Annotated in this window: 9 protein-coding genes; 5 read left to right on the top strand and 4 right to left on the bottom strand. The window is 73.0% G+C overall.

Annotation, left to right across the window (positions count from 1 at the left end; genetic code table 11):
* Window positions 1-51: 51 nt before the first annotated feature.
* Window positions 52-1,500 carry an FGGY family carbohydrate kinase gene (locus tag AB0D99_RS03710; protein ID WP_362356493.1) on the bottom strand — a complete coding sequence of 483 codons (1,449 nt, stop codon included), beginning with the start codon at window positions 1,498-1,500 and terminating at the stop codon, window positions 52-54.
* Window positions 1,501-1,808: 308 nt separating this feature from the next.
* Between AB0D99_RS03710 and AB0D99_RS03705 the strand changes: the two genes are divergently transcribed.
* Window positions 1,809-2,786, top strand: a complete 978-nt coding sequence (locus tag AB0D99_RS03705; RefSeq protein WP_362356491.1) for a hypothetical protein — start codon at window positions 1,809-1,811, stop codon at window positions 2,784-2,786.
* An 89-nt stretch (window positions 2,787-2,875) separates the two neighbouring features.
* The gene (locus AB0D99_RS03700; RefSeq protein ID WP_362356489.1) at window positions 2,876-4,405 is read left to right on the top strand and encodes an amino acid permease; all 1,530 of its coding nucleotides are present in this window, start codon (window positions 2,876-2,878) and stop codon (window positions 4,403-4,405) included.
* A gap of 49 nt (window positions 4,406-4,454) precedes the next feature.
* On the opposite strand, the gene AB0D99_RS03695 is transcribed toward AB0D99_RS03700, so the two are convergent.
* Window positions 4,455-5,204 carry a GntR family transcriptional regulator gene (locus tag AB0D99_RS03695; RefSeq protein WP_362356487.1) on the bottom strand — a complete coding sequence of 250 codons (750 nt, stop codon included), beginning with the start codon at window positions 5,202-5,204 and terminating at the stop codon, window positions 4,455-4,457.
* Between the two features lie 208 nt (window positions 5,205-5,412).
* Here AB0D99_RS03695 and AB0D99_RS03690 point away from each other — a divergent pair, with 208 nt between their 5' ends.
* Window positions 5,413-6,753 carry a DUF2252 domain-containing protein gene (locus AB0D99_RS03690; protein WP_362356485.1) on the top strand — a complete coding sequence of 447 codons (1,341 nt, stop codon included), beginning with the start codon at window positions 5,413-5,415 and terminating at the stop codon, window positions 6,751-6,753.
* 118 nt (window positions 6,754-6,871) lie between these two features.
* Here the strand turns inward: AB0D99_RS03690 and AB0D99_RS03685 are convergent, their stop codons facing one another.
* Window positions 6,872-8,260: an FAD-dependent monooxygenase gene (locus AB0D99_RS03685; protein WP_362356483.1), complete on the bottom strand. Its 1,389-nt coding sequence runs from the start codon at window positions 8,258-8,260 to the stop codon at window positions 6,872-6,874.
* A 27-nt stretch (window positions 8,261-8,287) separates the two neighbouring features.
* On the bottom strand, window positions 8,288-8,662 hold the full coding sequence (locus AB0D99_RS03680) for a metalloregulator ArsR/SmtB family transcription factor (RefSeq protein WP_362356481.1): 375 nt from the start codon (window positions 8,660-8,662) through the stop codon (window positions 8,288-8,290).
* A gap of 103 nt (window positions 8,663-8,765) precedes the next feature.
* Between AB0D99_RS03680 and AB0D99_RS03675 the strand changes: the two genes are divergently transcribed.
* Window positions 8,766-10,658 (top strand): heavy metal translocating P-type ATPase, encoded by a 1,893-nt coding sequence (locus AB0D99_RS03675; protein WP_362356479.1) that lies wholly within the window; start codon window positions 8,766-8,768, stop codon window positions 10,656-10,658.
* A gap of 263 nt (window positions 10,659-10,921) precedes the next feature.
* Window positions 10,922-12,016 (top strand): chemotaxis protein, encoded by a 1,095-nt coding sequence (locus AB0D99_RS03670; RefSeq protein ID WP_362356477.1) that lies wholly within the window; start codon window positions 10,922-10,924, stop codon window positions 12,014-12,016.
* Window positions 12,017-12,024 lie beyond the last annotated feature (8 nt).

The following is a 12,024-nucleotide window of genomic DNA, read 5'->3' as shown; positions in this document are numbered from 1 at the left end:
CTCGCGGCGGCGCGAGCTCCGAGCCGTCGACGCCCGGGCGACCCGTCGCCGTCACCGTGCCGCTCCGGGGCCGTCGTCGAGGAGCGCCGCCACGGCCGTACGGAACCTGTCCAGGCGTTCGCCGGCCTCCGCGCTCGTGATCGCGGGCTCGTACACGGCCGACGGCTTCCACGCCGGAACGGCCTCCTCGACCGCGAGGCCGGGATCGAGCCCCAGCCGCGCCACCGCGCCGACCCCCAGGGCCGTGGCATCCGGCAACGCGGACACCTCGACCGGGAGTTGGAGGAGATCCGCCTGGGTCTGCATCAGGAGCGAGGATCGGGTCAGCCCGCCGTCCACGCGCAGCGCGGTGAGCGGGGTGCCGAGGTCGGAGCCTGCCGCACCGGCCAGTTCGACGACCTGGGCGGCGATTCCCTCGCACAGGGCGCGCACCAGGTGCCCGCCGGTCGTGTCCAGGCCGAGACCGGTCAGCGAACCGCGGACATCCCCGCGCCACCACGGGGCGGCGAGTCCGGCGAGGGCCGGTACGAAGGTGGCGCCTCCGGAGTCCTGCACCGCGCCGCCCACGGCGTCCAGGTCCTCGGCGCCGGAGACGATCCCGAGGTCGGACAGCCAGCGCACGGCGGAGGCGGCTGTGTACACCTGGCCGTCCAGGCAGTAGCTGGTCCGTCCGCGGAGCCGCCAGGCGACACAGCTCACGAGTCCCGAGTCGCCCCGGCGCGGGGTCGGGCCGGTCTGCGCCAGCAGGAACGCCCCCGTCCCGTAGGTGCACTTGGCCGCGCCCGGTTCGGTGACGCTCTGGGCGAGGAGGGCCGCCTGCTGGTCGACGAGGAGTCCGGTCACGGGAAGGGGCGGGCCGAACGCGGTGGTGACGCCCACCCGGGTGTCGGCGTCGACGACACGGGGCAGGCGTTCGGCACCGAGGCCGAAGACGTCGAGGGCGGGGGCGGACCACGAGACGCTGTCCAGATCGAGCAGGCCGGTGCGTCCCGCCGTCGCCGCGTCCGTCACGAACGCGCCCGTCAGCCGGTGCACGAGCCAGACGTCGCTCGTCGTGACGACCCCCGCGCCCGTGAGGTGCCGACGGATCCAGGCCATCTTGGGAGCGGCGAAATAGGGATCGAGCGGCAGGCCGGTCCGATGCCTCAACTCCTCCGCGTGGGAGGCGAGTTCCTGGCACAGGCCCTCGGCCCTGCGGTCCTGCCAGACGAGCGCGTCGGTGAGCGGCTCACCCGTCGCCGGGTCCCAGGCGAGAACGGTCTCGCCCTGGTTGGCCAGGCCGATCGCCCGGACCGTGGTGCCCGCCTCGGCGAGCGCGGCCCGCCCCGCGGCGACGACGGAGTCGTACAGCTCGGCCGGATCGACCTCGACCAGGCCGCCCGGCAGGTGACGGGGCCGTACGGGCGCGGTCCCCGAGCCGATCACGCCCCGCTCGGGGCAGACGACGAGCGCCTTCGTCCCGGACGTGCCCTGATCGACGGCGAGTACCGGGCCCGTCATCGTCGTACTCCCGTCCCCGAAGCGCCTTCGGTCCTTGATCGCGGAAGCGGAAAGACTGGTGCACGCGGGCCGTCCCGTCAAGCGGCTCCCGGCCGGGACGTCAGCTCGTCACGCTTATGTGAGGGATCTTCAATTTCGTTCAGTGGCTGGATAGTTACGGTCAGAAGTGAAAGTGGATCGTGCTCGTCCAGGCGCCTCTATAGTGATCGCCGATCAACGGCCGGGACACCCACCCCGGGGACTGACCACCCCCACCGCCACGCGAGGACCCACCGAGGACCCATGACTCCCACCGCACGCCCCGCTCAGTGAAGGCAGGACACGGCTTCCGGCCCGTCTACCATCCGGCGGGCCACGACCACGCCCTGCGTCACGCCGTCCAGGACCTGCGGACGGGCCGCTGGGTGTCCATGGCCCGATTACTCGACGAGACCCCGGACTGGGACGGCTGGACCCGGCGCACCCAGGTGCTGGCGACCGTCGCCGCCGGTACCGACGTCGTGCGGATCTGGCGGGCGGAGCAGCCGGAGAGCGTCCCCGCCACCGTGATGCACTCCCGGGTCGCCGTGGAACGGGCCGTGCGCGCCCACCGCGGCGGACACCCCCGTGCCCAGGCACTCCGGCAGGAGGCGTGGACCGCCTGCCGCGACGCCGCCGAACGGGCACCCGAGGACCCCGTCCCCTGGGTCTGCCTCCTCGCCCTCGCCGCCCTCGACGAGCGCCGGCGCATGGAGGAGCACCGGCTGCGCCCGCCCGCGCCCATGCTGCCGCCCGGCCCCTGGGGACTCCTCGCCGAGGCCGACCGACGCGACCCGCACAACCGCGAGGCGCACCACCGGATGCTGCAGTTCTTCCACGGACGCGGTTCCGGACCCCTCTCCGAGGCCGTCAACTACGCCCAGTGGGCCGCGGGGTCGGCGCCCAGGGGATCCTCCCTGCACGCGCTCCCGCTCTACGTCCGGGTGGAGCGCTACCGCCGCGAGGGCGGCCAGGAGCACGCCCTCGACCTGCACTGGGTCGCCGAGGACGCCGTCCGCGACGCCCGCCGGGCGCTGGACTCCTGGTTCCTCTTCTGCGCCACCGCCGAGGCGTCCCTGCTCGACCTCAACCACCTCGCCCACGCCCTGTTCGGCGCCCTCCGGTTCGAGGACGCGGCCCGCGTGTTCGACGCCCTCGGGCCGTACTGGACGGTCCTGCCCTGGGCGTACCGCACCGCACGGCCCGACGACCGGGCGCCGGCCGAGGAGTTCTTCGTGCGCGCCCGCGCGCGCTGTCTCGATCCCTGACCCGCGTCCGCGACATCCTCGCGCGCGCCCGAGCACGTCCCCGCCCCGAACCCCCCACCGACCGCTCCCGCTTCCCCGGAGGTACCGGCATGTCCCGCACCGTCCCCGCCGACGCGACAGGCAGGCCACCGGCCGCGCAGGACGAGGAGGCACGGCTCCGCGAGCTCGGCTACCAGCCCGTCCTCGCCCGCCGCATGGGCGGCTTCGGCAACTTCGCCATCAGCTTCTCCGTGATCTCCATCCTGTCCGGCTGTATGACGCTCTACGGCTTCGGTCTCGGCACCGGCGGTCCCGCCGTGATGATGTGGGGCTGGGCCGGCGTCGGTCTCTTCGTGCTCTGCGTCGGCCTCGCGCTCGCCGAGGTCACCAGCGCCTACCCGACGTCCGGTGCCCTCTACTACATGGCCGACCGGCTCGGCGGCCGGCGGTGGGGCTGGTACACCGGCTGGCTGAATCTGCTCGGACTGCTCGGCGCGATCGCCGGCATCGACTACGGTGCCGCCCTCTTCACCGGAGCCTTCCTCAACCTCCAGTGGGGCATCGTGCCCACGGCGGGCTCCACCTTCCTGATCTTCCTCGCCATCCTGTTGCTGCACGCGGTGCTCAACCTCTTCGGCGTGCACCTCGTCAGTCTGCTTAACTCCATCAGCGTCTGGTGGCACTTGACGGGCGTCGCGGTGATCGTCGGCGCGCTCGCCCTCGTCCCCGACCGGCACCAGTCCGCCGAGTTCGTCTTCACGGAGTTCGTCAACGACACGGGCTGGGCCAACCCCTTCTACGTCGCAGCCGTCGGCCTGCTCCTCGCCCAGTACACCTTCTCCGGGTACGACGCCTCCGCCCATCTCTCGGAGGAGACCTCCAACGCGTCCGTCAGCGCCGCCAAGGGGATCGTCCGCGCCATCTGGGTCTCGTGGATCGCCGGGTTCGCGCTGCTCGCCGGACTCACCTTCGCCATCCAGGACTACGCCGGCACGCAGAACAGCGCCACCGGAGTCCCGCCCGCCCAGATCCTGCTCGACGCGCTCGGCACCGGCGGCGCCACCGCCCTGCTGCTCGTGGTGATCGTGGCCCAACTCTTCTGCGGCAACGCGGAGGTGGCCGCCGCCAGCCGGATGGTCTTCGCGTTCAGCCGGGACAACGCCCTGCCCGGCTCGGCTCTCTGGCGCAAGGTCAGCAGCCGCACGCAGACCCCGGTGCCCGCCGTATGGCTCTCGGTCGGCTTCGCCGCGCTCCTGGCGGTGCCGTCGCTGTACTCCGCCACCGCCTACGGAGCGGTCACCGCCATCAACGTCATCGGCATCACCCCCGCCTACGCCATCCCGATCTATCTGCGGCTGCGCGCGGGCAAGAGGTTCACTCCGGGGCCGTGGAACCTGGGCCGCTGGAGCGCCCCCATCGGGTGGACCGCCGTGATCTGGGTGGCCGTGGTCACCGTGCTGTTCTGCCTTCCGCAGAAGTCCCCGGTGACCGTCGACTCCATGAACTACGCGGTCATCGCGCTCGCGGTCGTCCTGCTGCTCGCCACCGTCTGGTGGTACGTCGCCCGCCGGTCGTACGGCACTCCCTCCGCGTACGGCAGCGCCCGTGAGGAGGCGGAGATCGCGGAGGGCATCGTGTGACTCCGCTCATGGGGCGGCCGGTCTGAAACGGCCGCGTGCGGCGGGGCCGTCAGCCGCTGAACTCATAGGTCCACGCCGCCCCGTGCGCCGCGAAGTCGATGTCCGTGATCTCCAGTGCGTGCCCGTGCTGGTCGCGCACGACGCGGTGGACGACCAGCCGGGCCGCTCCGTCCCCGACTCCCGCGGCGGACGCCGGCGGCACGGCGATCGACTCCCTGCGGGTGAGCCGGAGTCCGGCCTGGTGCATCCAGTGGTAGAGCAGCCGCAGATCGGGCTGGCCCACGGTGCCGCCACCGCGCCGGTAGCGGGCGAGCTGCGGTATCTCGGCGAGCGCGGTCCGGGAGAACCAGGACACCGAACGCTGCAGGGGCGTGCCGCCGGGGGAGAGGACGACATGCCGGTGGACCAGGGTGGGTTCGCCGGGGACGAGGGCGAGCCGCCCGGCCGTGGCGGTCGGCGGCGCCTCCCAGGAGAGCGAGGCGCGGACCAGGGCGTCGGCCGCGTCCGTACCACCGGGGAAGCTGTGCCGACGTGACGTCAGGGCCGGTACCCGTGGACCGTGTTCGGGGCCGGCGACGAAGGTCCCCCGGCGGTCGGTGACGACGAGTCGCTCCTCGCGCAGCAGTTGGAGCGCGCTGCGGACGGTCTGCCGGTTCACGTGGTACCGGTGCGCGAGGGAGCGCTCGGAGGGGAGGCGGCTGCCGGGGGAGATCTGTCGGTCGTCGAGGTCGCTCCGCAGCGCGGCGGCGACCCGGAGGTACAGCGGAACCGCCGCCTGCTCGGGTTCGGGTCCAGCCATGTTCCAAGCCTCTCTGTTCCATGTGACTGCTCAGCGTGACAGTCTGAACCGCGTGGGTGATCAATTCCTATCATTGGTCTAAACCATTAAGGAAGAGGGGGTGGCGGGTGTGGCCGAAACCCGGACCGGCCCGGGGTGCGCTCGGCGCCGTCTGACCTTGTAATGAGACTCGACCGGTAGGCGCGGTGGAAGAGGCGGGTGAGGCCGGATGACGACACCGGCGGCGCGGGCCCAGACCGGCAGAGTGGCCCGCAAGAACGTCCCACGGTCCTCACACGGCCGTTGGATCCCCTCCTCGCAGCGCCCTGATCCGCTGAGCGTGCTGGAGCGGCAGGCCGTCGACCGCGTGCCCGAACTGGTCCCCATCCGGTACGGCCGCATGGTCGTCTCGCCCTTCGCCTTCCTGCGCGGCGCCGCCGCCGTCATGGCCGCCGACCTCGCGGCCCAGCGCCACACCGGCCTGACGGTCCAGCTCTGCGGCGACGCCCATCTCCTCAACTTCGGCGTCTACGCCTCACCCGAACGGACCCTTCTCTTCGACGTCAACGACTTCGACGAGACCCTCCCCGGGCCCTTCGAATGGGATGTGAAGCGGCTCGCCGCCAGCGTGGCCGTGGCCGCGCTCCAGAACGGCACCACCAAGGCCAAGGCCCACCGGGCGGCCCTGGTCGCCACCGAGTCGTACCGCAGCGCCATGCGGCGCCTCGCGGAGCTCGGCGAGCTCCCCGTCTGGTACGCCAGGATCGACGCCGACGACCTCACGGCCCTGGTGCGCCCCGAACGCCGTGCGCGTCTCGAGGACCGCCTCGCCCGCGCACGGCGCCGCACCAGTCTGCAGGCGCTCACCAAGCTCACCGAGGAGGACGAGGGCGGAGGCCGCCACATCGTGGACGACCCGCCGCTCCTGGAACGCGTCACGGACGTGGACCGCGTCACCCTCGGCAAGATCTTCAGCGACTACCGCAGCTCCCTCTCCGAGGAGCGCCGACAACTCCTGGACCGCTTCCACTACGTCGAGGCGGCCCGCAAGGTCGTCGGAGTCGGCAGTGTCGGAACGCGCTGCTTCGTCCTCCTCCTCCAGGGCCGCGACGACGGCGACCCGTTGATCCTCCAGATCAAGGAGGCCGGCCGTTCGGTCCTGGAGCCGTACCTCTCACCGAGCGCGTACGCGCACCAGGGGCAGCGGGTCGTCTGCGGCCAGCGTCTGACACAGGCCGCGAGCGACATCTTCCTCGGCTGGATGACCGGACCCGAGAAGCGTCACTTCTACTGGCGCCAGCTGCGCGACATGAAGGGCTCGGCCGAGGTGGAGACGATGTCCCCGTCGATGCTCCGCGCGTACGCGGGCCTCTGCGGCCGCGCCCTGGCCCGCGCCCACGCCCGCTCGGGCGACCGCATCGCCATAGCCGCCTACCTCGGCTCCTCGGACGTCTTCGACCGCGCGATCGCCGACTTCGCGATCCGGTACGCGGGTCAGAACGCCGACGACTACGCGGCCCTGAGCGCGGCGATCGCCGCCGGCGTGATCGCCGCGGCACCGGGCGTCTGACAGTCGCCCGCGACGGCTGCTCCCCCTCCCGGCGTCGGGAGGCCCCGTCACGGGAGTCCGCGCGCCGACGACCGCGGTCGTCGGCGCGCAGGGCGCAGGGCGCCCCTGGGCGAGCGCCTTACGCCTCGCGTCGCATCGGCGGCTCGGCGGGTGTGCGCGGCACCGGGCCGAAGAGCACCGCGCGGGCCACCGTCGGGGCGAACAGCGAGGTCATCGGCGCGGTCAGGGTCAGGACGGAACGGAACGCGGCGCCCACGACCGGATCCCCGCCGTACCGCTGCTGCAGCCGGCCCAGGTACCAGCCGACCGGCTTGTCCACCGCGCGCGCGGTGATCGCGTTGCCGGTGGCGCCCGGCATGTTCTTGTCCGCGCCGGCCGAGATGTCCCAGGCCTGCTTCGAGGAGTCGAGCAGCGCCTTCTGGACGGTACGGGTGGTCGGCGTCTTCCGGAGGTCGGCCAGCGCCCGGCGCAGGGCGACCGCGTTCAGGGCCGCGACGGTCATGCCCTGTCCGTAGATCGGGTTGAAGGCGCACAGCGCGTCGCCGGTGGCGAGGAAGCCGGCCGGACGGCGGCCCGGACGGTCGTACCGACGACGGACGTTGGCGGTCTGCCGGAAGCCGTGGACCGGGGACTCCGGCGTGGCCTTCGCCAGCCACTCGCTCAGCAGGGGGTGGGGCAGCTTCGCGGCGAACGCCTCGAACCCGTGCTCGTCGGTCGGGGGCCGGTCCTCGCGGAGACCTGACAAGGTCACCAGATGGAGCCCGTCCCCGATCGGCAGCATCACGCCGCCGTACACCTGCTGGGGGTTGGGCACGACGTTGAAGCCCAGCGCGTCCATGTCCAGGTCCGCTCCGGCCCGGTACGTCCGGGTCGCGTAGGCCAGGCCGGTGTCGATCGTCTCCTCGTGCGGGGGCTGCGCCCCGATCGCGGCCAGCCAGTCCGAGGCATGCGTGCCGCGGCCCGAGGCGTCGACCACCAGATCGGCCTCCAGCGACCGGCTCTCCCTCGGGTTCCCGGCTCCGCGCTCGCGCACGAGGACGCCGCGCACCCGTGCGGAGTCGCCGATCAGACCGACCGTCTCGGTGCCCTGCACCGTCTCGACCCGGGGGTCGGCCAGGACCCGGCGGCGCACCAGCCACTCCAGCTGGGCGCGCGGTCCGGTGTACAGGTGCGTGGTGGCCGGGTGGCGGCTGAACCAGCGTCCGCTCTGCCACTGCACCATGTCCTCGGGCATGCCCACGAGGGGAGCGCCGAGTTCGCGCAGCTCTCCGGTGAATCCGGGGAGCAGTTCGTCAAGTGCCTGTTGTCCGGCGTCGAGAAGCACGTGCACGTGCCGGGACTGCGGCACGCCCGGCCGCGCGTCGGGCCCCTCGGGGAAACGGTCGCGCTCGACGATCGTCACCCGTTCGGCGTGCTCGCTGAGCACCCGCGCCGCCAGCAGGCCCGCGAGACTTCCCCCGATGACCACCGCGTGACGTGTCCCGCGGTGCCCCAACTCGTCGGCCATCCCCGCCCCTTCCCCGAAGTGGATCTCCTACCCAGCAGTATCCACGGTCTCGCGGGGCACGTCGCGTGCGCCGAGGCGAAGGTGCTCGATGTGGTACACGGCCTCGTCGAGGAGTTGGGCGACATGGTTGTCGTAGAGGCTGTACTCGATCCGCCTGCCCTGCCGGACCCCGGTGACGAGTCCCAACGCGCGCAGCAGGCGCAACTGGTGGGACACGGCCGACTGCTCCATGTCGACGGCGTCGGCGAGTTCGGTCACTCCGCACGGACCCTGGCGCAGCTTGGTGAGGATCATCAGCCGTGAGGGCGTGGCGAGCGCCTGGAGGGTGGCGGCGATGGTGGCCGCGGACTCCGCGTCCAGGTGGGTCGCCGGGGTCGTCTCGCCGTTCACGCCGTGTCCCATGCGCTCATCGTAGCCGCGGCGATAAGCTGACGAATGAAGACCTCTTCATGTGTTCCGCTATTGTGGCCCCGCCCCGACGTCCCGATCGAAGAGGTGCCCACCCATGGCTTCCCCGGTGCTCGACGCCCGGACCGCCGTCCCCGCGGACCAGGCCCCGCCGCCCTCCCGCCGTACGCGCGCGTCCGCCCTGCCCGAGGTCCGCTGGGCCGCGCTGTCCGCCCTCGCCTTCCTCCTCGCCCTGCCGCTGGACCTGACGGGCGCCCCCGCCTGGGCCTGGGGGCCGCTCTACGCGGTCAGTTATGTCGCCGGAGGCTGGGAGCCGGGCTGGGCCGGGCTGCGGGCGCTGCGCGAGAGGTCTCTCGACGTCGACCTGCTCATGGTGGTCGCGGCGATCGGCGCGGCGGCCATCGGCCAGTACCTCGACGGCGGCCTCCTCATCGTCATCTTCGCCGTCTCCGGCGCCCTGGAGGCGCTCGCCACCCGCCGCACCGCCGACTCCGTGCGCGGCCTGCTCGACCTGGCGCCCGCGAAGGCGGTGCGGCTCGCGGGCGGGGCCGAGGAGCCGGTGGACGTGGCCGACCTGCGGATCGGGGACACCGTTCTCGTACGGCCCGGGGAGCGGCTGCCCGCCGACGGCACGGTGCTCGACGGGGCGAGCGACGTCGACCAGGCGACCATCACGGGGGAGCCGCTGCCCGCCGCCAAGACGCCGGGGGACGAGGTCTTCGCCGGCACCCTCAACGGAACCGGCGCCCTGCGCGTACGCGTGGACAAGGACGCGGCCGACTCCGTCATCGCGCGGATCGTCGCCCTCGTCGAGGAGGCGAGCGCCACCAAGGCGCCCACCCAGCTCTTCATCGAGAAGATCGAGCAGCGCTACTCCGTCGGCGTCGTCGTCGCCACCCTGGCCCTCTTCGCGATCCCGCTCGCGTTCGGAGCCGACCTCACGAGCGCGCTGCTCCGCGCCATGACCTTCATGATCGTCGCCTCGCCGTGTGCGGTCGTTCTCGCCACCATGCCGCCGCTGCTCTCCGCGATCGCCACCGCCGGCCGCCACGGCGTCCTGGTCAAGTCCGCCGTCGTGATGGAACGCCTCGGTGCGGTCGACCGGGTCGCACTCGACAAGACCGGCACCCTCACGGAGGGCACGCCACGAGTGACCCGATTCGAGGGCGACCCGGAGGCGCTCGCCCTCGCCGCCGCGGCCGAGCTTCCCAGCGAACACCCCGTGGCCCGCGCGGTCGTCGCGGCGGCCCGCGCACGAGGTCTGGCCGTCCCCGAAGCCGGCGACTTCGTCTCGGTGCCCGGAGAGGGCGTACGGGCCGTGGTCGAGGGCCGTGAGGTACGCGTCCGGCGCGCCGACGGCGAGCACGCCGACACCACCGTCGAGGTCGTCGTCGACGGCACGCGGGTGGCGGTCCTCGAACTGTCCGACCGGCTCCGCGACGGCGCCCCCGAGGCGGTGGCCGCCCTCACCCGCCTCACCGGCACCACCCCCACCCTGGTGACCGGTGACAACGCGGGAGCGGCGGGCCGGATCGCCGAACAGACCGGGATCACCGACGTACGGGCGGGTCTGCTGCCGCAGGACAAGGTCGAGGCCGTACGGGGATGGGAGCGGGCGGGCTCGAAGGTGCTGGTCGTCGGCGACGGCGTCAACGACGCCCCCGCCCTCGCCGCCGCCCACAGCGGCATCGCCATGGGAAGGGCAGGTTCCGACCTGGCCCTGGAGACCGCCGACGCGGTCGTCGTCCGCGACGAACTCGCGACGGTGCCCGCGGTCATCGCCCTCTCGCGCCGAGCCCGCCGCCTGGTCGTCCAGAACCTCGTGATCGCGGGCACCTGCATCGGCGCCCTCGTGATCTGGGACCTGTTCGGCCACCTCCCGCTGCCCCTGGGCGTGGCAGGCCACGAGGGCTCCACGGTGCTGGTGGGCCTCAACGGCCTGCGCCTCCTGCGCGACGCGGCCTGGCGCAAGGCGGCGACGGGCAGGTGAACGGGGCGGCGTGAGGGGAACCGCCCGGTGCCCGCGCCCGAGCCGAGCGCCTGGGCGCCCCGCGATGCCAGGGAGCGGCCCGGCGGAGACGCTCCGCTCGCGGTCCGCGGCGCGCCGGGCGACGATGGCCGGACGGAGGAGTCTTCGACGACTCCACGGCCCAGGCGCGCGCCGACGTGCGGCCGGCCGACCGGCCGGCCGGCCTCCGGAACCGCCGTGACCTGCCACGGCTCGCGCCCACGCACTCCGAAAGGTCGGCTCCCATGCAACCCGCGCTCAGCAATGACGTGCTCGCGAAGCTGCGTCAGCCCCGCCCCTATCCGGCCGTGTCCCTGCTCATGCCGACACACCGCCGCGAGCCCGACAACACCCAGGACCCCGTCCGGCTCCGCAACCTCCTGGCCCAGGCCGGTGAGCTGCTCCAGGCCGACCCGGCGGTGACCCGCGAACGGCGCACGGACGTGCTGAGCCAGTTGGAGCAGGCCCTCTCCGAGGTGGACCTCGTCCACGCCGAGGACGGTCTCGTGATCTACGCGGCGCCCGGAGAGCACCAGGTCTGGTCCGTCGCCCGTTCCGTGCCCGAGCGCGTCGTGATCGCCGACACCTTCCTCACCCGCAACCTCGTCGCCGCTCAGGCGGCCGAGCAGCCCTTCTGGGCGCTCGCCGTGGCCGCCGACCGGGTATCGCTGTGGAGCGGCGAGGCCGAGGGCGTCACCGAGCACACGGAGGACGGCTTTCCGCTGACACGGAGCCTCGAGGACCCGGACGCGGAGCGAAAGGAACAGATCGGCGACATGCCGAGCACCTTCCGTGACGAGCAGACGCGCCAGTTCATGCGCCAGGCGCACGAGGCGCTGCGCAGGGTGCTCAGCTCCACTCCCCGCCCGCTGTACGTGCTCGGCGAGGCCGCGGCGCTCTCCCTCCTGGAGGAGATCGGTCCGCTGGGCAAGGACACGACGGTCGTCCAGCGCGGCGGTCTCGCCGCCGGTCCGGCCGCCCAGGTGTGGCAGGCGCTCGAACCCCTGCGTACGGACAAGGCGGCGGCGGACAAGGCCGCGGTCGTGTCCGAGCTGGACGCGGCACAGGGCCGACGCGAGTTCGCCGGCGGTCTGGACGAGGCGTGGAAGGCCGCCAAGGAGGGCCGCATCCGGCTGCTCGCGGTGGAGGAACACTTCCAGGCGATCGTCCGCGACTACGGCGACCACCTGGAGCCGGCCGAGGCGGCCGACCTCGACTCGCGGGACGACATCGTGGACGAGATCGTCGAGCAGGCCCTGCAGACCGGGGCGGAAGTGCGCTTCGTCCCCGACGACACGCTGTCCGGCGCGGGCCGGATCGCCGGCGTCCTGCGCTACTGACCACGGAG

It is taken from the genome of Streptomyces sp. NPDC047971, assembly GCF_040653355.1.
GTDB lineage: Bacteria > Actinomycetota > Actinomycetes > Streptomycetales > Streptomycetaceae > Streptomyces.
The sequence above is the reverse complement of the archived record's forward strand: the minus strand, read 5'-3'. Positions and strand labels throughout refer to the sequence as shown.